We start from the raw sequence: 23,020 nt of genomic DNA on the forward strand, positions 1-23,020 counted from the left end.
CCAGCCTTGCGGCCTTGTGGCGCAAGGGAAATTTGGTTTCATTGGAATCCATTGGCCACCCGCATGGCGCCGGTAGTCGCCGACCATGGTCGGCGTACGCCGTCAGGCGTCATTCCCGCCGAAGGAGCGTGCCGACCAAGGTCGGCACCTACCGGAAGCGGGTGGGCACACGCCGCGTGGGTAGCGTCGGGCCATGCCCGGCGGATTCAGATCAGCGCGCGCCGAACCAGAGCAGCAGGCTGAGCAGCGCGGCCAGCAGCAGCGCACTGACCAGCAGCCACGGCCAGCGCCGGACCTTGCGCGGCACGGCCGGCAGCACCGGCGCCTGCTCGGCGTCCTGGCTGGACTCGTCTTCATCCGGCAGCGGGCGCCGGCGCGGGTCATGCGGCACTTCCAGCACGAACCGGTGCTGGCCATCGAACACGACCTGGTCGCCCGCCTGCAGCCAGCAGTGGCGCACGGCCACACCGTTGACCCGGGTGCCGTCGGCACTGCCCAGGTCACGCAGCAGCACGCGCTCGCCGTGCACTTCCACGCGGGCGTGCTGTTCGGCGAAGGCCGGCTCATTGATCTCGATGTCAGCGTCGCCGCCGCGGCCGATCAGGCGGGACCGCGACAGCGTGAAGCTGCGGCCATGGTGCAGGCCACCGACACCGCGCAGCAGGCGCTGCTGCTCATCGGAGCCGTCGTCGTTCTTCGGCGCAGGCGCCTGCAGCAGGCTCTCGACCTCGCCCTGCAGGACCATTTCCACGCCGTCCACATACACCGCATCGCCGGCACGCAGCAGCGCCATGCGCCGCACCGGGCGACCGTTCACATGAATGCCGCGGATACCGTTGCCGACCTGCAGCCAGAGGCCGCGATCATCCACGCAGAACTGCGCCAGCAGCAGGGCACCGTGGCCGGCATCGCCGAGCCGCACACTGCCGTTGGCCTGGCGCACGATGCGTTGCACCCCGGGCCGCAGCGGCTGGTCGGGCTGTTGTTGCTGACTGAAGTGGACAAGCAGGTTCTGCACGCGGCGCAGCCTAGCAGGTTGGCCGCCAACGAAGAAGAACCCACGATGAGTGCTTGGCGCGGAGGCTCTCGATGCGCACAATGCTCGCCCTCATTGATCATCCCCGCCCTGCGCCAGGAGCCTGCATGTCCACCATCGATGTCCGCCACGCCCACGCCCTGCCCGACGCACAGGCGCGCACCGCGATCGAACAGGTTGCCGCCAAGTTGTCCGAGCGCTTCGGCCTGAAGTCGTCCTGGACTGCCGACGTACTGAATTTCTCCGGCAGCGGCGTGGACGGTGCGATCGAACTGCAGCCGGGCGCCGTGCGCGTGACCGCCAAGCTGGGCTTCCTGCTGTCGGCGATGAAGGGCATGGTCGAAGGCGAGATCCAGCGCGTGCTGAAGGAAAAGCTGGGCTGAACCCCGGCGGCGGCCATCACGGCCGTGCAACGCCAACGCGCGCTACTCTCGGGGGCAGGCCCAACTCCCACGGGAAGTGCGATGAACCAGTACGAAAACGATGACCGCCGCAACAACGACGCCTCGTTCGGTGACCAGGCCGAGCGCTTTTCGCGCAAGCTGAGTGACTCGGCGCAGCAGGTCTGGCTGGCCGGCCTGGGCGCTCTTGGCCGTGCACAGGCCGAAGGCAGCCGCTTCTTCGACGGCCTGGTGAAGGAAGGCGAAGCCTGGGAAGCCCGCCGCCGTGAACGCAACGGCGAACAGGGCCCGGGCTGGCGCGACAACGTTGAAACCTCGCTGGACGAGGCCCGCGAGAAGGCCTCCGGCACCTGGAACAAGGTTGAAAAGGCGTTCGACGATCAGGTGCAGGGCGTACTCAAGCGCCTGCACGTACCCACCGCCGACGAGGTGACTGCGCTGGAGGCTCGCATCGATGCGTTGCAGGCGCGCCTGGCCAAGCTGGAGAATCGCGACGCCTCGGGCACTGATGCACCTGCACCGGGCAGCCATCAGTCGCCAGGCAGCGTGCCCTGACCGGCCATTGTTGCAATGCAATAAATTTTGATTGACAATCGCGAGCAACCCGCCAATCGCTTCGGCTGCCGTTTGTTCCCTCCCCTCACGGCTTCAGGATTGGCGGGTTTTTCGTGCCTGCGGTATTCCGAACTGCGCGTTCCATCACGCTTCCTGTCAGGAACATCCTGACTCAGCGGCACGGCGCGACCTTTACACTGTCGCCTTCGCATTCGCCCCTTCCGCGCACCTCCTGCATGCTCCCTTGGATCCTGGCCCTGCTGTCGGCCCTGTTTACCTGTTCCCTGGCCGTTGTCTATCTGTGGTGGATCAAACGGCGGCAGAAGGAGATGCAACTCGGCCTGCAGGCCCTGGCTGGCATGCACTGGCGCGAATTCTCGGTACTGGTCAAGCGCATGCTGCGCGAGCAGCGCGGCCTGCGCGAACTGGATGGCCCAGGCGAGGAATCCCGTGAGCCCAGCAGCGATTTCCTGCTCAGTGACGGCCCCAACAGCTGGCTGGTGTCGTGCAAGCACGGCCTGGCCTACCGCATCGGCACCGCCGCGGTGAACGAGCTGGGTGCGGCCGCGCGCCTGGCCGGGGCCAAGGGCGGCGTGCTGCTGACCGAAGGCCGCATCGAGCGCGATGGCCGCAGCGCCGCCGAGAAGCAGGCGGTCGAGGTGCTGGACGGCCCGCGCCTGTGGCCGCTGCTGCAACCCTATCTACCGGCGGAAATCGAAACCCGTGTGCGCGCCAGCGCCCGCCGTGAAGCCCTGCGCCGGATCGCCATTGCCGCGCTCGGCGCGGTCACGCTGGGCCTGCTGGTGGGATTGAGCCTGCAAGGGCTGCACGTGCAGGACGCCCCGCCCGTTGCCGAGGTGGCGGTCGCCCCCGCGCCGGTTGCGCCTGCGGTTGAAGCGGCGCCCGAACCGGCGCCGGCCCCCGCCACCATGCCGCCGGCCGCTACGCCTGCACCGGCCGCGCCCTCAACCGATGCGCGCAGCAACCCCAACCCGGATGCCGCTACGCTGGAGCGCTTCCAGGCCGATCTGTCCCGTGCCTTGGCCGGCAAGCCCGGCATCGCCAGCGGTGTCTGGTTGACCCGGCAGACGCTGGCGATCAACCGCACCGGCGAGCTGGACGCGGTGTGGCCGCAGGTCTGCGAGGAAGTGCTGCACTACCCCGCCCTGCGCAACGTGCGCATCCAGCTCAATGCCCGACCCGGTGTGGATGAGCCGGTGCGCTGGCGCCAATGCGCCACGTATTGATGGGGCAGCATCCACGCATGGCGTGGATCTACCAGGGATTCACACGCGTCGGATAATCCCAACCGGGATTCAGTAGATCCACGCCATGCGTGGATACGCCTCTAGCGCGCCCCAGGCGCGAAGCGCGCAACCAGGTCCCAGGCATCGCCGAGGAACACCTGGCGCACGCGGGTGATCGGCTGCTCACCGCGCCAGGTCAGGCGCTCGATCACCAGACAGGCGGTACCGGGCTTCACATCGAGCAGCTTGGCGGTGACAGCATCCGCGCCCCAGGCACTGATGCGGTGCTGGGCGCGGGTCCACGACACGTTCTGCAGCAGCCAGCTGCCCGGCGCGGTGGTGCTGAAATCGACCTCCAGCACCTCGGGCACGCCGACGGGGCTGATCAGGCGATGCTCCAGCGCCAGCGGGCGGCCATCGGCCAGGTGCAGGCAACGCATCGCCAACAGCATTTCGCTGCCGGCCAGTTCCACTTCGCCGGCATTGCCCACTTCAGCCAGGCGCATCTCGCGCTGCAGCAGCCGGTAGCCGTACTGATGCCCGCGCGAACCGACCTCCATCGCAATGTCCGGAATTTCCAGCGCCACCTGCTCCAGGTGTGGCGGCTGTCGCGCCACGAACGAACCCGCACGACGGCGACGTTCGATCATGCCGCTCTCGGCCAGCGCGGTCAGCACCTTGTTCACCGTCATCCGCGAGCAGCCGTACTGCTCCATCAGCTCGTGTTCGTACGGAATGCGGAAGCCCGGCGCCCATTCTCCGCTGAGGATGCGGCTTTCCAGATCGCTGCGGATACGCTGGTTGAGCGTGGCGGACTTGCTGGCCTTCACGTAATGGGGTCCCGGTGGCGGAGGCGATCAGCCCAGCACGCCCTTCAGGGCGGCGGCGAAGGCGGTGGTGATCGCCTCGCGCCGCAGGTGGCGGCCCTCGGCCACGCATTGGCGGCCATGGCGCCAGACCGATCGCAGCGCGCCATTACGTGCGGCGAACACCCAGCTGTCAAGCCATGCGTCATCCTGTCGCGCCTGCAGCGCCGGGTGCGCGGCGTCCAGTTCGACCAGATCGGCACTGGCACCGACCTGCAGGCCAGCGGCCACGCCCAGCGCCTGCGAACCACCATGCAGTGCGCCTTCGAACAGGAAGCGGCCGGTGCTGCGGGTGGCGTCCGGGGCCAGCACATTGCGCCCACGCAGGGTCAGGCGTTGGCCGTATTCGAGCAGGCGCAGTTCTTCGGCGGCATCGATCAGCACGTTGGAATCGGAGCCGACACCGAAACGTCCGCCCTCGCGCGCGAACGCCTGCATCGGGAACAGACCGTCGCCCAGGTTGGCTTCGGTGATCGGGCACAGGCCGGCCACCGCCTGGCTGGCCACGATGGCGGCGCGCTCGTCGTCGGTGATGTGGGTGGCGTGCACCAAGCACCAACGCGCATCGACCGGTGCGTGGTCGTACAGCCACTGCACCGGGCGCTGGCCGCTCCACGCCAGGCAGGCCTCGACTTCACGCACCTGCTCGGCGATATGGATGTGCACTGGTCCGTCGGTAAGCGGCAGCAATGCACTCAATTCCTCGCCGGTGACCGCGCGCAGGCTGTGCGGCGCGATGCCGAGCACTGCATCCGGCAGCGCGGCCAGTGCCGGCTTCGCCGCGTCCAGCAACTGCGCGAACCCCTCCACATCGTGGATCAGGCGACGCTGAGCGGGATTCGGCGCTGCCCCGCCGAAATCGGCATGCGCATAGAACACCGGCAGCAGGGTCAGGCCGATGCCGGTCTGATCGGCCGCCGCCGCGATCCGCGCACTCATCTCGGCGCGGTTGGCATAGGCGCGGCCGTCGGCATCGTGGTGCAGGTAGTGGAATTCGCCGACGCGGGTGAAGCCGCTTTCCAGCATTTCCATGTAGGCCTGGGCGGCGATGGCCTGCACCGCGTCCGGGCGCAGATGGGCCAGGAAGCGGTACATCAGTTCGCGCCAGCTCCAGAAGCTGTCACCGTCACCGCCGCCGATCTCGGTCAGGCCGGCCATGCCGCGCTGGAAGGCGTGGCTGTGCAGGTTGGGCAGGCCCGGCACCAGGATGCCGACGCGGATGTCACCGTCCTGCGCGCCCTGCCCCGTGCTGATCGCGGTGATGCGGCCGTCCTGAACCTGCAGGCGGACATCACGGGCCCAGCCCTCGGCCAGCAAGGCGTGGACGGCATGGAAACTGAGCAGGGAACGCGAATCGGACATGGCTGGACAACCCGAAATGGACGCCTATATTGTATAGACATATAAGCACAGCCGCGTTGTGGATGCCATGCACGTCGAAACCCTCTGGTCCAACGTCCACCTGATCACCCTCGATGGCGAGGGCCTGGGCGTCATCCGCGATGGCGTGCTGGCCTGCGCCGACGGCCGCATCGTCCATGTCGGCCCGGCCGGCAGCGACGCCCACCTGAAGCCGACCACCCGCATTGACGGCGAGGGCCGCTGGATATCGCCGGGCCTGATCGACTGCCACACCCACCTGGTCTACGCCGGCAACCGCGCCAACGAATTCGAGCAGCGCCTGCAGGGCGTCAGCTATGCCGACATCGCCCGTGCCGGCGGCGGCATCGTCTCCACCGTGCGCGCCACCCGTGCCGCCACACCGGAACAGCTGGCCCGCGAAAGCCGGCCGCGCCTGCTGGCAATGCTCGCCGAGGGCGTGACGACCCTCGAGATCAAATCCGGCTACGGCCTGACCCTGCCCGACGAGCGCAAGCAGCTGCAGGTGGCACGTGCATTGGGTGAGGAATGCCGGGTCAACGTGGTGACCACCTTCCTCGGCGCGCACGCAATTCCGCCGGGCCGCGAAGCACAGGAGTACACCGACGAGGTGTGCGACGTGATGATTCCGGCCATCGCCGCGGAAGGCCTGGCCGAAGCGGTGGACGTGTTCTGCGAGAACATCGCGTTCTCGCCGGCGCAGGCGCGGCAGGTCTTTGAAGCGGCCCGCGCCAACGGGCTGGCGGTGAAGATCCATGCCGAGCAGCTGAGCAACCAGCATGGTGCTGAACTGGCCGCCAGCTTCGGTGCACTCTCGGCCGACCATATCGAACATCTGGATGACGCCGGCATCGCCGCGATGGCCGCCGCCGGCACCGTGGCCGTGCTGCTGCCGGGCGCGTTCTATTTCACCCGCGATACCACCCTGCCGCCGGTCGCTGCATTGCGCGCCGCCGGCGTGCCGCTGGCCCTTGCCACCGACAGCAACCCCGGCACCTCGCCGCTGACCAGCCCGCTGCTGGCGATGAACATGGGCGCGACCCTGTTCCGCCTGACCGTGGATGAGTGCATCGCCGGCTTCACCCGTGAAGCGGCGCGCGCACTGGGCCATGGCGAGCGTATCGGCCGCCTGGCCGTCGGCATGGACTGCGACCTGGCGATCTGGGACATCGACGCCCCCGCCGACCTGGTCTATCGCATTGGATTCAACCCGCTGCACGCGCGCGTGGTGCGCGGACAGCCCGACCTGCCTGCCTCCTGGAGCAACACATGAGCAACACCCTGGTTCTTCGCCCCGGCCATGTCACTCTCGCCCAGTGGCGGCAGGTCTATCGCGGTGCGCCGCTTGCACTGGACCCGGCCGCGCTGCTGGTGGTGCGCGCCAGCGCTGCGGCGGTGGCCGCCATCGTCGCCAAAGGCGCACCGGTGTATGGCATCAACACCGGGTTCGGCAAGCTGGCCAGCGTGCGCATCGAGCGCGAAGACCTGGCCACCCTGCAGCGCAATATCGTGCTCTCGCACGCTGCTGGCGTGGGCGAACCGATGCCGGCCAGCGTGGTGCGGTTGATGATGGCGCTGAAGCTGGTCAGCCTGGCGCAAGGCGCATCGGGCATTCGCGAGGAAACCCTGCTGCTGCTCGAAGCGATGCTGGTCAAGAGCGTGCTGCCGGTAGTACCGGCGCAGGGTTCGGTCGGCGCCTCGGGCGACCTCGCGCCGCTCTCGCACCTGGCCAGCGTGATGCTGGGCGTCGGCGAAGCGTTCATTGGTGACGAACGCCTGCCCGCAACCGACGCACTGGCGCGTGCCGGCTTGCAGCCGATCGAACTGGGCGCGAAGGAAGGCCTGGCGCTGCTCAACGGCACCCAGTTCTCCACCGCCTATGCGCTGGCCGGCCTGTTCGAGATCGAAACCGTGTTCCAGGCGGCACTTGTCACCGGCGCGTTGTCGGTGGAAGCGGCCAAGGGCTCGGACACCCCGTTCGATCCGCGCATCCATGCCATCCGTGGCCAGCGCGGCCAGATCGCCACAGCGGCCACGCTGCGCACCCTGATGCAGGGCTCGGGCATCCGCGAGTCGCACCGTGACAACGACGTACGCGTGCAGGATCCGTACTGCCTGCGTTGCCAGCCGCAGGTGATGGGCGCAGCGCTGGACATCCTGCGCCAGGCCGCGACCACCCTGGAAATCGAAGCCAACGGCGTGTCCGACAATCCGCTGGTGTTCACCGATACCGGCGAAGCACTGTCTGGCGGCAACTTCCACGCCGAGCCGGTGGCCTTCGCCGCCGACATGCTGGCGATGGCGGTGTGCGAGATCGGCTCGATCAGCGAGCGCCGCCTGGCGATGCTGGTGGACCCGGCGCTGTCCGGCCTGCCGGCGTTCCTGACCCCACGCCCGGGCCTGAATTCCGGCTTCATGATTCCGCAGGTGACTGCCGCTGCGCTGGTCTCGGAAAACAAGCAGCGCGCCTACCCGGCCAGCGTTGATTCGATCCCGACCTCGGCCAACCAGGAAGACCACGTGTCGATGGCCGCACACGGTGCGCGGCGCCTGATGCAGATGGCCGAGAACGCGGCCAACGTGATCGGCATCGAACTGCTGGCCGCGGCGCAGGGCTGCGACTTCCATGCGCCGCTGCGCTCCAGTGCCGCGCTGGAAACCGTGCGCGCCACGCTGCGTGCGCAGGTGCCGACGCTGGAAGAAGACCGCTACTTCCATCCGGACATGGTAACCGCCACGAATCTGGTGCGCAGTGGTGCGCTGGCGCAGGGCCTGACCGACCTGCTGCCAACCGTGGAACCACAGGCATGAATACCCATCCCGAATGGCTGACGGTGCACGAGGGCGACGCCCCCCTCATCGTCAGCTTCCCGCATACCGGCAGCGAGCTGCCGCACGACCTGATCGGCGACTACCACTCGCCGTGGCTGGCACGCCGCGATGCCGACTGGTGGGTGCACGAGCTGTACGACTTCGTGCGCGGCATGGGCGCGACCACGGTTCGCTCGGCGATCTCACGTTCGGTGATCGACCTCAACCGCGATCCCAGCGGTGTGTCGCTGTACCCGGGCCAGAACACCACCGGCCTGTGCCCGCTGACCACCTTCGACAACCAGCCGCTGTACCACGCGGGCCGCGAGCCGGATGACGCCGAGATCGCGCGGCGCCGCGACACGTATTTCCTGCCCTACCACGATGCGCTGGCCGCACAGATCACCCGCCTGCGCGCGCAGCACGGTACGGTGGTGGTGTACGACGCGCATTCGATCCGCTCGCATATTCCGCACCTGTTCGATGGCGAGCTGCCGCAGTTCAACCTCGGTACCGCCGGGCCGTCCGGCGCACCCGACACGTCCTGCGACAACGCCTTGAGCGATGTGGTGGAAAACCTGCTGAAGATCAGTGGCATGAGCCAGGTGCGCAACGGCCGCTTCAAGGGCGGCTGGATCACCCGCCACTACAGCAACATCGCCGGCGGCGTGCACAGCCTGCAGATGGAGCTGGCCTGCCGTGGCTACATGCACGAACCCCTGCCGGACCAGGTGGACGAACACAGCTGGCCCACCCCGCTCGACCCCGACCACGCCGCACCACTGCGCCACACCCTGGCGCAGGTGCTCAATGCCTGCCTTGAATTCGCTACGAACCGGAGCGCCGCATGACCCGCAACGACCCGTCCCGCACCATCGCCGCGCCGACCGGCACCACGCTCAACGCCAAGAGCTGGCTGACCGAAGCGCCGTTGCGCATGCTGATGAACAACCTGCACCCGGACGTGGCCGAGCGGCCGCAGGAGCTGGTGGTGTACGGCGGCATCGGCCGCGCCGCGCGTGACTGGGAGAGCTTCGATGCCATCGTCGAAACGCTCAAGCGCCTGGACGACGACCAGACTCTCCTGGTGCAGTCGGGCAAGCCGGTGGGTGTGTTCCGCACCCATGCCGATGCACCGCGCGTACTGATCGCCAATTCCAACCTGGTACCGCGCTGGGCCAACTGGGACCACTTCAACGAGCTGGATAGGAAGGGCCTGGCCATGTACGGCCAGATGACCGCCGGCAGCTGGATCTACATCGGCGCGCAGGGCATCGTGCAGGGCACCTACGAGACTTTCGTGGAAATGGGCCGCCAGCACTTCGGTGGCGACCTGACCGGGAAGTGGCTGTTCACCGGCGGCCTCGGCGGCATGGGCGGTGCACAGCCGCTGGCTGCCGTGATGGCCGGCGCCTCCTGCCTGGCCGTCGAGTGCCGCAAGAGCAGCATCGACATGCGCCTGCGCACCGGCTATCTGGACACCTGGACCGACAATCTTGACGAAGCGCTGCGCCTGATCGAGGCGTCGTGCAAGGCCGGAACGCCGAAGTCGGTGGGCCTGCTCGGCAACGTTGCCGACGTGCTGGCCGAACTGCTCAAGCGCGGCGTGAAGCCGGACCTGCTGACCGACCAGACCTCCGCGCACGACCCGGTGAACGGCTACCTGCCGCAGGGCTGGACCGTCGAGCAGTGGGACGAGAAACGTGTCTCCGCCCCCAAGGAAGTGGAAAAGGCTGCGCGTGCCTCGATGGCCAACCACATCCGCGCCATGCTCGGCTTCCACGCGCTGGGCGTGCCGACCGTGGACTACGGCAACAACCTGCGGCAGATGGCGCTGGAAGAAGGCGTAGCCAATGCCTTCGATTTCCCGGGTTTCGTGCCGGCGTATATCCGCCCGCTGTTCTGCCGTGGCATCGGCCCGTTCCGCTGGGCGGCGCTGAGCGGCGATCCGGAAGACATCGCCAAGACCGATGCCAAGGTGAAGGAGCTGATTCCGGACAACCCGCACCTGCACCGCTGGCTGGACATGGCTGCCGAGAAGATCAAGTTCCAGGGCCTGCCGGCACGTATCTGCTGGGTCGGTCTGGGTGATCGTGATCGACTCGGCCTGGCGTTCAACGAGATGGTCGCCAACGGTGAACTGAAGGCGCCGGTGGTGATCGGCCGTGACCACTTGGACAGTGGCAGCGTCGCTTCACCGAACCGCGAGACTGAAGCGATGGCCGACGGCTCCGATGCGGTCTCCGACTGGCCGCTGTTGAACGCCCTGCTCAACACCGCCAGCGGCGCGACCTGGGTGTCGCTGCACCACGGCGGTGGCGTGGGCATGGGCTTCTCGCAGCATGCCGGCATGGTGATCGTGTGCGATGGCACCGAGGCAGCGGCGAAGCGGATTGGCCGCGTGTTGTGGAACGACCCGGCGACCGGCGTGATGCGCCATGCCGATGCGGGCTATGAGATCGCGATCGACTGCGCGAAGGAGAAGGGGCTGGATCTGCCGGGGATTCTCGGCTGATCGCAGGGGTGCCGGCCACTGGCCGGCACTACCGCAAGGCACCTGTAGAGCCGAGCCATGCTCGGCTCAGTGCTTCCAGGGTCACGACGCCTGACCGGAAGGCAGCCGAGCATGGGCTCGGCTCTACATGATTCGACTTGATCGGATCACTTCCGGGCCAGCGGTTTAACATCAATCGCATAGCGTGGAAACGCAGGTGTGGCGAACTCCCTGAGCATGTGCAGGTGCGGCTGAATCTTTAGCTTGCGCACATTCTCAATGGTGAATTCTCCGCCGCAAACCAACGCTGGCTCAAAGCCAAACATCTCATCCGCCAGCAAGTTCCCACAAGTGTTCACAGCCCTATCGAAGAGCAGTTCTTCATCCCCATCCATCAGATCAAAATCGTCGAGCTCCGCACAGGCGAAGAAGGCCTTGATGCCACCGTCCTGTCGTGCAAGAGACTTCGGCCTCAAACAGTTCTGAAGAGCAAACACTTCACTGCTGACTGGATCGATGTTCAAGCCCGCACCTGATGCTTCGCCGCACAGGTAGAGGCGTCCAAACCCGCTTCTGGCAAACACATGGTAGGTATCGATCTGTGTAAATGGAGTACCGGCCAACCACGCGCGCATCAGGCCGTCGTAGTCCTCGGGATTCACCGTCCACAGGCGTCCGTTGCCATAGTTCGCCCATCCATCCCGACGCCAATAGCTCAAGAGCGATTCGGGCAAGATGCCCGTCCACTTGGAGAAGCTGGTCTCTGGCACCGGATCGTGTTCAGTTGCCTCTCCGAAGCTCTCGATGAAGAGCGCGAAATCCTCATCCTCCTCCATTAACCCTCCCATGCAAGGCTATCTCGTCGGTTTGGACTGAGGCGTTCTTATATCTGGTGCCTCATCCGTCGCGAAGAGCTGTTTACGACAGGCCATTGGAAATTCACGCATTCACATAGGCGCCCGCCTCCGCTTGACCCGTCGACCGCCGCTGAGCAACATGCGCCATCACCGCTGATGGATCACCGCGATGTACCGCACCTTTGCTGCTGCATTGCTCTGCGCCCTGTTCGCTGCTCCACCCGCTTCTGCGCGTGGGCTCCCCGTCGGCCTCTCTTCACAGCTCGAAGCCCAACTGCAGACCAACCGCAAGCGCTACGGCATCGCCGGGCAAGCGGTGCTGGTCGCCCACAACGGACAGGTGCTGTACCAGGGCGCCAGCGGCGAGCGTGACCCGGCCTCCCACGCACCGGCCACCGTCGATTCCATTTTTGCCGCGCAATCGATGGCCAAGCTGCTGACCAGCACGCTGGTGATGCAGTTGGTCGATCAGGGCAAGGTGGATCTGGATGCGCCGGCCAGTCGCTATGTGCAGGACCTGCCCACTGCATGGCAGGCGATCCACGTGCGCGATTTCCTCAACCACAGCTCAGGTATCGGCGAGTACTACGACCGCGTGGACAACCGCTGGGTGAGCAAGGGCTACCCCGGTGTAGCCCCTGATCTTGCCGCTGCACTGAAGGTGGCCGGCGCGGCACCAATGCAGTTCGCCACCGGCAGCCGCGTGCAGTACACCCAGGCCAACTACCTGGTGCTGACGGCGTTGCTGGAAGCGCACTATCGCAAGCCCTACCCGGCCATCGCGCGCGAACGCATCCTGCAGCCATTCAAGATGACCAGCACCTCATGGGGCGTCACCAGCGTGCCAGCCACGCGCGCGGCGGTGCCTTACATCGGCAGGGACGGCCAACTGCAGCCCGCCAATGAAGACCCTTGGCCGGGCTACGGCTGGGGCCATGCCGATCTGCAGACCACCGTAGGCGACATGAACCGTTTCCTGCAGGCGCTTGCGACCGGCAAGCTGGTGCGCACGGCGACCCTGGAAAAACTCTGGCAGCCGCAGAAACTGGCCGGTGGCGGCAACAATTTCTTCTCCACGGGATGGGACACCACCCGCAGCGACGGCTACACCCAGGTTGGCCACGATGGCGGCACCCGCGTTCGTGCGCGGTTGGCCTACAAGGGCACGTTGGCCAGCGGTTACTGGGTGTTCGTGTATCTGACCAACGGCAGCGCCCGCAATGTCTGGTCCAGCACGCTGGTGGAGAGCGCGATGGCGGTGGCCGCGCCGCAGGAGTTTCCTCACGCTGTGCTGTCCGAACAGTTGATCGGCTACGCGCTGGATGACAGCGCCGATGCGAAACCGCTGATGCGTAGCTGGCTGCGCGACAGCAATGGCGTTCCCACCGGCGAACTGAAACGTGCGATCAATGGTGATGGCTACGCCATCCGCGAGAGTCTGGGTGCCAGCAAGGCACTGAAGGTGTTCGCGCTCAACGCCGAGTTGTATCCGGATTCGGCCAATGTGTGGGACAGCCTGGCCGAGTGCCATGCGGCATTGGGCGAAAGGGAAGCGGCTGATCGGCTGTATGCGAAGGCCAAGGCGCTGGCGAAGCCCTCGCTCTAAACCCTGCTGTAGAGCCGAGCCCATGCTTGGCTGCTCTTCGTTGCGATCGCAGGAGACCCGCACGCGCTGCGCGCGATAGCCGAGCATGGGCTCGGCTCTACATGGATGTTGCGGGCGGCCATACGCGAGCGACGGGTGACGTACCGCTCGCGACCTGTTAACTTGCGCGCCACTTTCGTGGTTTACAGCATTCCCGCATGTCGCTCTCGTCGTACCGCCCCACCCGATCACTGCTGTTCCTGGCCGTTTCCCTCGGCCTTTCCTCCACTGCCGCCGCGGCCCCGCAGGCCACCACGCTGGATGCCGTGCAGGTCACCGCTGCCGCTGATGCCAGTGCCCAGGCGCGCGAGGCACTGAAGCGCGTACCCGGCGCCGGCAACGTCATCGACGTGGCCAAGGCCCACAGCCGGCTGTCCAGCAATGCCGATGTGCTGGCCTACCAACCGGGCATCAGCGCGCAGTCGCCGGGCAACGAGGGCACCAAGATCTCGATCCGGGGCTCGGGCATCAACCGTGGCCCGGGTGCGCATGCGTCTGGTATTGCAGTTTCGATCGACGGGCTGCCGCTGACCGGACCGGGCGGCACGCCCTACGAGCTGCTGGAACCGCTGTGGCTGTCACGCGTGGAAGTGCTGCGCGGCGCCAATGGTTTCGAGCGCGGCGCGCTGGCGCTGGGCGGTGTCATCGACTACGTCAGCCGCAGCGGCCGCGATTCGGCCGGCGTGCAGCTGCACTACGAAGCCGGTAGCCGTGGCTACCAGAAGCACGGCATCAGCTGGGGCGGCGTCAATGGCGATGTCGATTACTTCCTGGCCTACGCCGATACCGAGTTCGATGGCTATCAGCGCCATGCGCGCGGCGACGGCAAGGGCGCGATGGCCAACATCGGCTGGCAGATCACCCCCGATCTGCAGACGCGTTTCTTCGTGCGCTACCGCGAAACCAATCATGAAACGCCCGGCCGCCTGACCCGCGATCAGATCCGCAACGATCCGCACGCCGCGAATGCGTCCAACCTGGCCATTGATGCGCGCCGCCCGCAGCCGGGCAGCACCTGGGTGGGCAATGTCACCACGCTGCAGATCGATGAGGACTCCTCATTGCAGGCCGGGCTGGTCTATCACACGTACCCGATGGACTTGAACGAGAGCCTGTACCGGCAGCAGCTGGACTACGCCAACCTCAACGCCACGTTGGACTACCGCCGCCGCCACCAGCTGTTCGGCCTGGACAGCGAAACCACGGTCGGTCTGCGCGTCACCCACGATCTGGACGCCGACGTGCGCGAGTCGCTGCGCTTTGCCAGCAACGGCTATGCCGCCGGTACGCGCACGCGTGACTTCCGCCACCACGGCACCGACAGTACGCTGCACGTCGGCAATACCCTCACCTTCAACGACCGCCTGCGCATGCAGACCGGGCTGGCACTGATCAACACCCGTCGCGATGTGCAGGTGACCTGGCCGAGCAGCGGCGGCCGCCTGCGCGACCACGACTGGGACTACGCGCCGCGACTGGGCTTCACCTGGCAGCACAGCGCGCAGACGCAGTGGTTCGGCAACCTCAGCCGTTCGTTGGAGGCGCCGCACCCGTGGTCGATGATCTGGGGCTCGAACCAGTACTTCGGGCCGGGCAATGGCCCGTCTACCGGCCGCCAGCGCGCGCCGGTGCCGATGCAGAACCAGACCGCCACCACGCTGGAACTGGGCGCGCGCGGTGACGCGGCGCTGGGTCGCTGGGAACTGACCGGCTACTACGCCCACGTGAACCATGAATTGTTGAGCGTGGAGCTGCAGCCGGTACCGAACCTGTTCATCGCAGAGAACAACGCCAGCCCCACCGTGCACCGTGGCATCGAAGCCGGATTGGACAGCACACTGTGGCAGGCCGCGCCGGGGCGCCTGTCGTTGCGCCAGGCGTACACCTTCAGTGATTTCCGTTACCGCCAGGATGCGCGCTTCGGCAGCAACCGCCTGCCGGGCCTGCCGCGCCACAGCTACCAGGCCGAGCTGCGCTTCGATCATGTCTCCGGCCTGTACGCCGCGCTGAACAACGAATACGCCTCGCGCATCGCGGTGGACTACGCCAACAGCTACTGGGCCGACAGCCACGTGATCTTCGGCAGCCGCATCGGCTACGAGGCACCCGGTGGTCGCTGGCAGGCCTGGGCGGAGATGCGCAACATCGGCAACCGCCACTACGCCGCCACGGTCACGCCGGGCTACGACGACGCCGGCAAGGATGTCGCGCGCTCGACGCCAGGCGAAGGCCGTGGCGTCTATGCGGGCGTGCGCTGGCGCTTTGACTGATGGCCGCAGGCGGCGCCGGGTCTGACCCGGCGCCGTCGTTCCAGGGTCAGCCGATACGCCAGGCCGGCAGGCGTTCGCTGCGCTTCCAGATGGAAGGCGCGAAACCAATCAACACCAGCGCCGCCAGCCACTTCGGTGAGGTAGTGAGCAGTGTCGAGGTAAGCGAACCATCGCCGGGGGGGGCCATTTCCTGCCACGGGTTGTAGCCCAGGTAGACGACGCTACCAGCCCACCACAACAACGCCAGGCCGATGCCCACCAGCAACAGAGCCAGCGTGCGGCAGGTCCAGCGCTGCGACGTGGTGCCCCATTCCCGCGACGCCGCGATCAGCAGGCCCACAACCAGCAGCGACACCAGTGCCACCAGGCCGATATCGACTTTGTGCCCGATACGCTCATAACTGCAGGCGCGGCATTGCGCCTCTTCCGCGGCAGTGGCGGCTTCGGCGCCATCGGCCTGCCCGGCTGCGGGCTGCGCCAGCGCTGCAAACGGCATCAGTACTGCCAGCAGCGTCACCATGATCCAACGAAACAACGTCCTGTTCCTGCGTGCAGCGACATCCATGCGCTTGTCCTTGTCAGGGTTGGTTGAAGCCGGGCCAAGTTCCGGGCCTCGGCGCGGATCATAGCGCAGTGCTGGCCGGCAACGAAAACCCCGGACTGAGCCATGCGCGCGAGCTGCTACAGCCGCCGGAACCTGGGCCGGACTGACTTCGCCCGGTGCCAGCGCCGTGCGAGCCATGCCCCGCTGCGGCGATCGATTGGCCGGTCAGCGCGCGGGCGCCGAAACGCCTGGCTGTATCACGCCGGCCGCGCCTTGGTCACCGCTTCGATGCGATGGCCCGCAGGGTCGACCACGAACGCCGCATAGTAGGAGTCACCGTAATCGGGGCGCAGTCCGGGCGCACCGTTGTCAGTGCCACCGTTGGCCATGGCTGCTGCGTGGAACGCATCCACGGCCGCTGCGGACACCGCAGCGAACGCCACGTGGAAACCGGGGCCCGGCGCTGCTGCGTCATCACGCAGCTTCAGGCACAACGCGTCCTCATCTTCGACCAACCCGTAGCCGATCGCGGTCTCGTCCTCGAAAACCCGGCGAAACCCCAGTGTGGCGAGTGCGGCATCGTAAAAGCGGCCTGCGGCGTCGAGGTCACGGACGCCGAGGGAAAGGTGGTGCAACATGCAGACATCCTTGCCGGGCACGCAGTCGTGCGTTCAGGCCGATTCTAGCGTGCAGGTGGCGCGACTGCCTTCAACAGCTGCGCGGCCACCTGGTCGAACGGGGCGATGTCCTGCAGTGCGCGGCACATCGCCACCGCACCTTCCACACTGGCAATCACCAGATTGGCCAGCCCACCCGCGGCGACCGGATCGTGGCCGTCGGCGATGAACGCTGCGGCCAGATGGGCCTGCCAACGTGCGAACACTTCAGCAGCTGCTGCACGGGGCTGGCTCGGCACTGCCTCCACCGGCTCCTCCACGGCAGCGGCCAGTACCGGGCAGCCCGCCCGGAACCCGGAGCGCAGCAGGCGCTCGCGCCACATTGCCAGGAACTGCTGCAGGCCCTGCACCGCCCCGCCCTTCAGCAGCTCCACCAGCAGCGCTTCCACCTTGTCGCCAGCCATGTGGGTGGCACGCGCCAGCAGCTCCTGCTTGCCGCCGGGAAAATGGTGGTAGGTGGAGCCCAGCGGCGCCTCGGCCAGCTTGGTCACCTCACGAATGCTGGTGGCATTGAGGCCTACCCGCGCCAGCATCTGTGCTGCGGCATCAATCACCCGTTGCGGGGCATCAGAGGGTCGTGGGCTCACGGCGATCGCCTTGCTAAGACAGTCGTCATAGATTAGCGTACCGGCCGTTCTATAACAGTCGTCATAGCCATGAATCTCTGGTTCCGCCTGCTCCATCTGCTGCTTTGCAGCCTGTTCCGGCCGAAGCTGGAGGCCCCGTTCGGGGTCTCGCGCCTGCAGTTCCGTGTGCTGCCCAACGACCTGGACAGCAACCTGCACATGACCAACGGCCGCTACTGGAACATCTTCGATCTGGGCCGGCTGGACCTGATCCTGCGCATGGGCCTGGGCCGGGTGGCGCTGCGCGAGAAGTGGGCGCCGATCGTCGGTGCCGGCACCATCCAGTTCCGCCGCGAACTCAAGCCGTTCCAGCGCTTCACCCTGGAAACGCGCCTGGTGGGCTGGGTCGGCTCGCGCGGCATCATGGAGCAGCGCGTGCTGATCGGGCCCGAGCAGAAGATCGCCACCCGTGCGCTGCTGGTCACCGGCATCTACGACCGTCGCGCGCGCCAGTTCCTGGGCATGCCGAAGATGATGGAAGCGATCGGCGTGGTCGCACCACCGTCGCCGTCGCTCAGTGCAGCCGCCGAGGCGTTGCTGGCGGCCGATGCCGCGTTGAAGCTGGACGATGCCTGAGGCACGTCACCCTACCTTCGGCATGTTCTTGGTCACGCAATGGATGCCACCTCCGCCGCCGGCGATCGCATCAATATCCACCTGTTCGATCACGCGGCCGGGATACATGTCCTCCAGCAGTTCACGGCAGTAGCCATCGGCTGCGTCGTCACCGAACTGCGGCGCGACCACCGCGCCGTTGATCGGCAGGTAGTTGATATAGCCCGTCGCCAGATCGTCGTTGTCGCGGGTATGCACGTTGTCGCGCCCGTCCAGCGGCGGCGGCAGCGTATGCACCTGCAGGCGACGGCCATCGGCATCGGTGGCCTCGCGCAGGATCTGTAGATGTTCGCGGGTCAGGTCGTAGTCGTAGGACTCCGGATCATTGTCCAGGTTGGCAATCACTACACCCGGGCGCACGAAGCGCGCATAGAAATCCACATGCGCGTCGGTGATGTCCTCGCCGGCGATGCCGGGCAGCCAGATCACCTTGCGCAGGCCCAGGTGATGCTTCAGCTCGGCCTCGATCTCCGCGCGCGACCAGTCCGGATTACGGATGCGGTTCACCCAGCAGCTTTCGGTGAGGATGGCGGTGCCATGGCCATCGACTTCGATGCCACCGCCCTCGCCCACCAGATCGCTTTCCAGCAGCGTCGCGCCGGTCACCTGTGCCAGCCAGGGCGCCACCGCGCCATCGTTGCGTGCGCTCTGCTTGCCTCCCCAACCGTTGAAGTTGAAGTCGACCAGCCCCAGCCCGCCCCTGTCGTTGGTGACGAAGCAACCGCCGTAATCGCGCACCCATATGTCATCCAGCGGCACCTCGAGGAACTCGATGTTGTCGCGGCCGCAGCGGTCCTGCGCCTGCTTCAGCTGCTCCGGGCGGCACAGCACGCTGACCGACTGGTGGCGGGCGATGGTACGGGCCAGCCGCGCCACGGCGGTGTTCACCGCATCGGCCTGCGCGCCCCAGACCCGCGGTTGCGCGGCAAAGGCCAGAAAGACACGTTCCTGCGGCCCGTGCTCGTCCGGCATGCGCCAGGGGCCCGCAGCTGGCTCCGCTGCGGATACGCGAGCCGGCAGCCCCGCCAGACCGAGGGCGGCCAGGCCGCCAAGACCGGCGGCGCCCGCCAGCTGGGTGAGGAAGTGACGACGGCTGCTCATGACGGGCTCCAGGGCCGGTGTGGAATGGAAGCTATGCTGCGCTTGCCCATCCATAAGAACAAACGATAGATTCAGCCATCAATTGAACAGTTTTACTTACCTGAAATGCTCAAGCATTGGCCACCGCTGAACGCGTTGCGTGGTTTCGAGGCCGCCGCCCGCCTGGGTAGTTTCCACAGGGCCGCCGAGGAACTGCATCTGACCCAGTCGGCCATCAGCCAGCAGATCCGGGGCCTGGAAGCCTCGCTGCAGCAGCCGTTGTTCTTCCGGCAGGGCCGCAGCGTCACCCTCACCGACGCCGGCATCGACCTGCTGGAAACCACCCAGTCCCTGCTGCGGCAGCTGGCCAGTGGCATCCGCCGGCTCGATCAGTACCGCAAGCCGAATCAACTGATCGTCAACACCAGCCCGGCCTTTGCGCGCCATTGGCTGGTGCCACGCCTGGCCGGGTTCCATCGCCTGCATCCCGGTGCCGACCTGTGGCTGCTGACCAGCGAGGAAGCGCCGGACATGACCACGCAGACGCTGGACGTAGCGGTACGCGATGACCTCGACTCACAGGCGCAGTGCCAGCACCGCGTGCTGCTGCAGGACCGCCTCTATCCGGCCTGCCATCCGGCCCTGCTCGCCACACCGGTGCACGAACGACTGACCCTGCATGGCGAGCGCGAAATGGATTGGAGCCAATGGCAGGTGCAGGGCGGCACCGATGTCGGCCAGCGCCGTGAGGGCATGAATTTCTCCGAGCCCGGGCAGCTGCTGGATGCCGCATGCCAGGGCCTGGGGATTGCCCTGGTCAGCGAGCTGCTGGCGGCACGCGCCTGCGAGCAGGGCCTGCTGCAGCCGCTGGATGAGGCACGCGTGCGTGGTCCGCGCTGGAGCTGGCTGGTGCATGAGGACAGCACCGCCGATCCGCTGGTGATCAGTTTCTGCGAGTGGCTGCTGGCGAGTCTGCCCGCGGGAGCTACTTCTGCTGCAGCGCGCGCTTGACCGCCGCTTCGGCCAACGGCGCCATCACTGCATAGCCCTTCGCCGTGGGATGCACGCCATCCTCGGCCAGCTGCGGATCGAGGCCACCAGCCGCATTGGCCATCGGCGTGTAGTAGTCCAGATAGACCAACTGCTTCGCCTCGGCATAGCGCTTCAACGCCGTATTCAATGCGCGCACCTTCGGCGCAGGCGTGATGCCCGGCATCCACGGGTACTCGCTCACCGGCAGCACGGAGGCCAGCACCACGGCGATGCCATGTGCACGGGCCAGCTCCATCATCGCGTGCAGGTTGTCTTCGATCATCGCCTGCGTGGACGGGCCGGTGTTGCCGGCGATGTCGTTGGTGCCGGCCAGGATCACCACCACCTGTGGCTTCAGTGCCAGCACGTCCTGCGGGAAACGCACCAGCATCTGCGCCGTGGTCTGGCCACTGATGCCGCGGTTGAGCCAGCCCTTGCCGGGGAAGAAACCGGCACTGCCTTCCCTGCCCCAGCCCTCGGTGATGGAGTCACCGAAGAACACTACGCGTGGCTGGCCCGGCACTGCCGCAGGCAGTCGCGCGTTCGCGTCACGATAGCGTTGCAGCTGCGGCCAATCGGCCAGGCGCTGCTGCATGAAACGAATTTCGTCGGGGCGCAGCTGGTCGATCGGCGTCTGCAGCAGCGGATTGACTGCGACGGCTTCTGCAGCGCCCAGCGGAGAAGCCAACGCGAGGCCCAGCGTCACGACGGTGGCAGCGGCAAGCTCAACAGATCCACGCATGCGAGTACTCCTGAAATCATCTTCCGCAGTCTAACGCCCCGCCCTGTGCTCAGCGTGCAGCCGCACGCGCCGCCACACCCGTGACTTTCGCCGGCATCCACATGCCCGGCGTCCAGCCGCTGGCAGCGAGGATCGCCTTCGGGTTGTCCTGCTGGATCAGCGCACGCACCGCATCACGCTTGTCCTTGGCCTGCAGGTAATAGGCCTTGGCGATGCGGTAGCCCACCCAGTACCCGAGGTCGTAAGGCTCCTGCGAGCCCGGCTTGTAGTTGTACAGCCATGGCGACAGATCGGTGCTGTCCAGATCCAGCGCGAACGCGCTTTCGATATGCACTTCCCGGCCACGGGTCCAGGCCGCGTGGCGCCCGTTGCCGACGTTGCCGGAAATCAGTTCGGCGATGAACTCGGCGATGCCCTCCCCCAGCGAAACACGCAGCACCGTCGCATGCGGGTCGCCCGGCTCGAAGTCGGTCAGGCCCGTCTGCTGGATGTGCACGTACTCGTGCGCAATCACGTGCACGAAGCGGTCCTGCACATTGGGATTCATGAAATCGGCTGCGCACAGCGCTTCCAGGCCGATGATCACCCCGCTTTTCGAGGTCAGCCCGACCGGACGGCCACGGCCCACCGCGATGGTCACCGGCGGAAACACAGCCTGCGGGTAGATCGCCTGCAGGTTGGAAAACACCTGCGTCAGGCGTTGTTTCACCGCTGGCAGTTCGGCCAGGCAGCTTCGTCCCTGCGCATACAGTTCCGGCTGGTTGGCGATGGACTCGGCAATGCGCTCGGGGGTGACCCGGCGCGCCTTCGCCAGTTCGGCCAGGCCCGCCGAACCCTCGGCCATGTATCCACGCAACTGCGCAACGCTGGGTTTGCCACCTGCGTTGTCGTACAGCGCGTAGAAGCGACTGACATCGTCAGTGACAATCTGAGGCCCGGCCGGTACCGCCGCCGTGGCCATGCCAACTGCCCCGGCACAGGCCAGGGCCAACAGGCCGCGCAGGATCATGGACATCGCTCCGTCCTTGGTGGAGTGCAGGCGAAGCGCGCAATCTATCACCCCGGCCCGGCCGCCGCAGCAAGCAGATGCGGGCACTCCGGCGCTGTGCCAGACTCGATTCGGCACCTGCCACGGAAGATGGAGCACCCCGCGATGATGATCGTTCCCGCGTACTGGGCTGAAGCCCGCCTGCAGGCCCGCTTCCGTGGCCGGCCGGTGGTGGTGCGCCGCTTCGGCTGGTCCGACGAAGGCCCTGCAGAGGCGCAGGTGCACGCCGACCGCCGCGCCAACGAAGCCCTCAATGCCATCCTCGCCGGGCAGGCGCTGCCGCGCCGCGAAGTGCGCAGCAACTACGGCGTGGAGGGCGTGCCGATCCGCGAGCAGATCGTGCAGCGCGACGGCGACGTCATCATCACCCGCAACAGCTATGGCGCACTGTGCCTCAACAGCCCGGACGTGCTGTTCGCCGACATCGACCATGCGCAGCCGCCAGCCGGCTGCGTGATGCCGGCCATTGTTGCGGCGGTCGTGCTGCTTGCCGGCGCCGTCACTGGCACGCTGCTGTGGCACTGGCTGGTGGGGCTGGTGCTGGGCGTGGCGGCGGTAGTTCTGGTCAATGCCGCATTGCTGTTGCGCCGCAGGCAGCGTCTGGCCGCCGCCGGGGGTGCCGAAAGGCTTGCGCTGCGGCGCGTGGAAGTCTTCAGCGAACAACACCCCGACTGGCATCTGCGCGCTTACTGCACGCCTGCGGGACTGCGCGTGCTGGCGATGCATGCCACCTTCTCGCCCGAGGACGAGCAGCTGCAGGCGTTCTTCAAGGCACTGGGCACCGACACCTTGTACGCGCGCATGTGCCGACTGCAGCACTGCTTCCGTGCGCGGCTGACACCGAAGCCGTGGCGCGTCGGCCTGCGTTATCGCATCCGCCCGCCGGTGGCCGCGTGGTCCGCCGAACAGGCCAACAACCCGGATCGTCTGGCCTGGATTGCCGAGTACCAAAAGAAGAGCGCCGGCTTCGCGGCCTGCGCTTATCTACGCAGTTTCGGCGATACCACCCGGGTGCATGCCAAGGCAGAACATGTGCGCGACCTGCATGACCGGCTGTCGCGCGCGCAGGACCGCCTACCGCTGGCGTGAGGGCG

Annotated in this window: 22 protein-coding genes; 12 read left to right on the forward strand and 10 right to left on the reverse strand. The window is 66.9% G+C overall.

The features are described 5' to 3' along the window. Positions 1–211 precede the first annotated feature (211 nt). On the reverse strand, positions 212–1,018 hold the full coding sequence (locus ACTJJM_RS08505) for an FHA domain-containing protein (RefSeq protein ID WP_010480552.1): 807 nt from the start codon (positions 1,016–1,018) through the stop codon (positions 212–214). 125 nt (positions 1,019–1,143) lie between these two features. Between ACTJJM_RS08505 and ACTJJM_RS08510 the strand changes: the two genes are divergently transcribed. From ACTJJM_RS08510 to ACTJJM_RS08520, 3 genes are all read left to right on the forward strand, one after another. Continuing rightward, complete coding sequence (locus tag ACTJJM_RS08510; protein WP_049455440.1) at positions 1,144–1,419, forward strand: polyhydroxyalkanoic acid system family protein; 276 nt, start codon at positions 1,144–1,146, stop codon at positions 1,417–1,419. A gap of 81 nt (positions 1,420–1,500) precedes the next feature. Next, positions 1,501–1,992, forward strand: coding sequence for a phasin family protein (locus ACTJJM_RS08515; protein ID WP_049455441.1), 492 nt, complete (start codon positions 1,501–1,503; stop codon positions 1,990–1,992). Positions 1,993–2,228: 236 nt separating this feature from the next. Then, entirely contained in the window at positions 2,229–3,239 is a 1,011-nt protein-coding gene (locus tag ACTJJM_RS08520) for a restriction endonuclease (RefSeq protein ID WP_049455442.1), read from the forward strand. A gap of 101 nt (positions 3,240–3,340) precedes the next feature. Here ACTJJM_RS08520 and hutC read toward each other — a convergent pair whose 3' ends face one another. Both hutC and ACTJJM_RS08530 read right to left on the reverse strand, forming a co-directional pair. Then, positions 3,341–4,069: a histidine utilization repressor gene (gene hutC, locus ACTJJM_RS08525; protein ID WP_049455443.1), complete on the reverse strand. Its 729-nt coding sequence runs from the start codon at positions 4,067–4,069 to the stop codon at positions 3,341–3,343. Positions 4,070–4,096: 27 nt separating this feature from the next. Then, positions 4,097–5,467, reverse strand: a complete 1,371-nt coding sequence (locus ACTJJM_RS08530; protein WP_049455444.1) for a formimidoylglutamate deiminase — start codon at positions 5,465–5,467, stop codon at positions 4,097–4,099. Positions 5,468–5,534: 67 nt separating this feature from the next. On the opposite strand from ACTJJM_RS08530, the gene hutI reads away from it, so the two are divergent. The 4 genes from hutI to hutU are packed head-to-tail and all read left to right on the forward strand — an operon-like array spanning position 5,535 to position 10,811. Next, entirely contained in the window at positions 5,535–6,758 is a 1,224-nt protein-coding gene (hutI, locus tag ACTJJM_RS08535) for an imidazolonepropionase (RefSeq protein WP_049455486.1), read from the forward strand. Further along, a complete protein-coding gene (gene hutH, locus ACTJJM_RS08540) occupies positions 6,755–8,296 on the forward strand; it encodes a histidine ammonia-lyase (RefSeq protein ID WP_049455445.1) in 1,542 nt (513 codons plus the stop codon). The genes hutI and hutH overlap by 4 nt, the downstream gene beginning before the upstream one ends. Beyond that, positions 8,293–9,147, forward strand: a complete 855-nt coding sequence (hutG, locus tag ACTJJM_RS08545; protein ID WP_049455446.1) for an N-formylglutamate deformylase — start codon at positions 8,293–8,295, stop codon at positions 9,145–9,147. Before hutH ends, hutG begins: the two co-directional genes overlap by 4 nt. Continuing rightward, positions 9,144–10,811, forward strand: a complete 1,668-nt coding sequence (hutU, locus tag ACTJJM_RS08550; RefSeq protein ID WP_010480532.1) for a urocanate hydratase — start codon at positions 9,144–9,146, stop codon at positions 10,809–10,811. Before hutG ends, hutU begins: the two co-directional genes overlap by 4 nt. Before the next feature lie 146 nt (positions 10,812–10,957). On the opposite strand, the gene ACTJJM_RS08555 is transcribed toward hutU, so the two are convergent. Beyond that, complete coding sequence (locus tag ACTJJM_RS08555) at positions 10,958–11,626, reverse strand: GAD-like domain-containing protein (protein WP_049455447.1); 669 nt, start codon at positions 11,624–11,626, stop codon at positions 10,958–10,960. Between the two features lie 190 nt (positions 11,627–11,816). On the opposite strand from ACTJJM_RS08555, the gene ACTJJM_RS08560 reads away from it, so the two are divergent. Together ACTJJM_RS08560 and ACTJJM_RS08565 are read left to right on the forward strand one after the other, a co-directional pair. Next, positions 11,817–13,253, forward strand: coding sequence for a serine hydrolase (locus ACTJJM_RS08560; RefSeq protein ID WP_049455448.1), 1,437 nt, complete (start codon positions 11,817–11,819; stop codon positions 13,251–13,253). A 197-nt stretch (positions 13,254–13,450) separates the two neighbouring features. Continuing rightward, on the forward strand, positions 13,451–15,562 hold the full coding sequence (locus tag ACTJJM_RS08565; protein ID WP_049455449.1) for a TonB-dependent receptor domain-containing protein: 2,112 nt from the start codon (positions 13,451–13,453) through the stop codon (positions 15,560–15,562). Between the two features lie 46 nt (positions 15,563–15,608). On the opposite strand, the gene ACTJJM_RS08570 is transcribed toward ACTJJM_RS08565, so the two are convergent. The 3 genes from ACTJJM_RS08570 to ACTJJM_RS08580 all read right to left on the reverse strand — a co-directional run bounded on the left by ACTJJM_RS08570 (position 15,609) and on the right by ACTJJM_RS08580 (position 17,370). Beyond that, positions 15,609–16,097, reverse strand: coding sequence for a hypothetical protein (locus tag ACTJJM_RS08570; protein ID WP_239682790.1), 489 nt, complete (start codon positions 16,095–16,097; stop codon positions 15,609–15,611). 266 nt (positions 16,098–16,363) lie between these two features. Continuing rightward, entirely contained in the window at positions 16,364–16,744 is a 381-nt protein-coding gene (locus ACTJJM_RS08575) for a VOC family protein (RefSeq protein ID WP_049455451.1), read from the reverse strand. A 44-nt stretch (positions 16,745–16,788) separates the two neighbouring features. Further along, complete coding sequence (locus ACTJJM_RS08580; protein ID WP_049455452.1) at positions 16,789–17,370, reverse strand: TetR/AcrR family transcriptional regulator; 582 nt, start codon at positions 17,368–17,370, stop codon at positions 16,789–16,791. 69 nt (positions 17,371–17,439) lie between these two features. Between ACTJJM_RS08580 and ACTJJM_RS08585 the strand changes: the two genes are divergently transcribed. Then, on the forward strand, positions 17,440–17,985 hold the full coding sequence (locus ACTJJM_RS08585) for a thioesterase family protein (protein ID WP_010480517.1): 546 nt from the start codon (positions 17,440–17,442) through the stop codon (positions 17,983–17,985). Between the two features lie 6 nt (positions 17,986–17,991). On the opposite strand, the gene ACTJJM_RS08590 is transcribed toward ACTJJM_RS08585, so the two are convergent. Then, complete coding sequence (locus ACTJJM_RS08590; protein ID WP_100446155.1) at positions 17,992–19,125, reverse strand: agmatine deiminase family protein; 1,134 nt, start codon at positions 19,123–19,125, stop codon at positions 17,992–17,994. Between the two features lie 105 nt (positions 19,126–19,230). On the opposite strand from ACTJJM_RS08590, the gene ACTJJM_RS08595 reads away from it, so the two are divergent. Further along, positions 19,231–20,115 carry a LysR family transcriptional regulator gene (locus tag ACTJJM_RS08595; protein WP_191863307.1) on the forward strand — a complete coding sequence of 295 codons (885 nt, stop codon included), beginning with the start codon at positions 19,231–19,233 and terminating at the stop codon, positions 20,113–20,115. On the opposite strand, the gene ACTJJM_RS08600 is transcribed toward ACTJJM_RS08595, so the two are convergent. Beyond that, on the reverse strand, positions 20,090–20,878 hold the full coding sequence (locus ACTJJM_RS08600) for an SGNH/GDSL hydrolase family protein (RefSeq protein WP_010480510.1): 789 nt from the start codon (positions 20,876–20,878) through the stop codon (positions 20,090–20,092). The genes ACTJJM_RS08595 and ACTJJM_RS08600 overlap by 26 nt on opposite strands. Positions 20,879–20,927: 49 nt before the next feature. Further along, positions 20,928–21,893, reverse strand: coding sequence for a DUF2268 domain-containing putative Zn-dependent protease (locus ACTJJM_RS08605; protein ID WP_235651886.1), 966 nt, complete (start codon positions 21,891–21,893; stop codon positions 20,928–20,930). Between the two features lie 138 nt (positions 21,894–22,031). On the opposite strand from ACTJJM_RS08605, the gene ACTJJM_RS08610 reads away from it, so the two are divergent. After that, a complete protein-coding gene (locus tag ACTJJM_RS08610; RefSeq protein ID WP_329762932.1) occupies positions 22,032–23,015 on the forward strand; it encodes a hypothetical protein in 984 nt (327 codons plus the stop codon). The last annotated feature ends 5 nt before the right edge of the window (positions 23,016–23,020 follow it).

This window comes from Stenotrophomonas sp. 22692, assembly GCF_052045015.1.
In the GTDB taxonomy this organism is placed as follows: domain Bacteria; phylum Pseudomonadota; class Gammaproteobacteria; order Xanthomonadales; family Xanthomonadaceae; genus Stenotrophomonas; species Stenotrophomonas geniculata.

What these genes read in the sequence shown, in the direction of transcription:
- ACTJJM_RS08510 (WP_049455440.1), top strand. Translation starts at nt 1,144, where the DNA reads ATGTCCACCATCGATGTCCGCCACGCCCACGCCCTGCCCGACGCACAG.
- ACTJJM_RS08515 (WP_049455441.1), top strand. Translation starts at nt 1,501, where the DNA reads ATGAACCAGTACGAAAACGATGACCGCCGCAACAACGACGCCTCGTTC.
- ACTJJM_RS08520 (WP_049455442.1), top strand. Translation starts at nt 2,229, where the DNA reads ATGCTCCCTTGGATCCTGGCCCTGCTGTCGGCCCTGTTTACCTGTTCC.
- ACTJJM_RS08530 (WP_049455444.1), bottom strand. Translation starts at nt 5,467, where the DNA reads ATGTCCGATTCGCGTTCCCTGCTCAGTTTCCATGCCGTCCACGCCTTG.
- hutI (WP_049455486.1), top strand. Translation starts at nt 5,535, where the DNA reads ATGCACGTCGAAACCCTCTGGTCCAACGTCCACCTGATCACCCTCGAT.
- hutH (WP_049455445.1), top strand. Translation starts at nt 6,755, where the DNA reads ATGAGCAACACCCTGGTTCTTCGCCCCGGCCATGTCACTCTCGCCCAG.
- hutG (WP_049455446.1), top strand. Translation starts at nt 8,293, where the DNA reads ATGAATACCCATCCCGAATGGCTGACGGTGCACGAGGGCGACGCCCCC.
- hutU (WP_010480532.1), top strand. Translation starts at nt 9,144, where the DNA reads ATGACCCGCAACGACCCGTCCCGCACCATCGCCGCGCCGACCGGCACC.
- ACTJJM_RS08555 (WP_049455447.1), bottom strand. Translation starts at nt 11,626, where the DNA reads ATGGAGGAGGATGAGGATTTCGCGCTCTTCATCGAGAGCTTCGGAGAG.
- ACTJJM_RS08560 (WP_049455448.1), top strand. Translation starts at nt 11,817, where the DNA reads ATGTACCGCACCTTTGCTGCTGCATTGCTCTGCGCCCTGTTCGCTGCT.
- ACTJJM_RS08565 (WP_049455449.1), top strand. Translation starts at nt 13,451, where the DNA reads ATGTCGCTCTCGTCGTACCGCCCCACCCGATCACTGCTGTTCCTGGCC.
- ACTJJM_RS08575 (WP_049455451.1), bottom strand. Translation starts at nt 16,744, where the DNA reads ATGTTGCACCACCTTTCCCTCGGCGTCCGTGACCTCGACGCCGCAGGC.
- ACTJJM_RS08585 (WP_010480517.1), top strand. Translation starts at nt 17,440, where the DNA reads ATGAATCTCTGGTTCCGCCTGCTCCATCTGCTGCTTTGCAGCCTGTTC.
- ACTJJM_RS08590 (WP_100446155.1), bottom strand. Translation starts at nt 19,125, where the DNA reads ATGAGCAGCCGTCGTCACTTCCTCACCCAGCTGGCGGGCGCCGCCGGT.
- ACTJJM_RS08595 (WP_191863307.1), top strand. Translation starts at nt 19,231, where the DNA reads ATGCTCAAGCATTGGCCACCGCTGAACGCGTTGCGTGGTTTCGAGGCC.
- ACTJJM_RS08600 (WP_010480510.1), bottom strand. Translation starts at nt 20,878, where the DNA reads ATGCGTGGATCTGTTGAGCTTGCCGCTGCCACCGTCGTGACGCTGGGC.
- ACTJJM_RS08605 (WP_235651886.1), bottom strand. Translation starts at nt 21,893, where the DNA reads ATGTCCATGATCCTGCGCGGCCTGTTGGCCCTGGCCTGTGCCGGGGCA.
- ACTJJM_RS08610 (WP_329762932.1), top strand. Translation starts at nt 22,032, where the DNA reads ATGATGATCGTTCCCGCGTACTGGGCTGAAGCCCGCCTGCAGGCCCGC.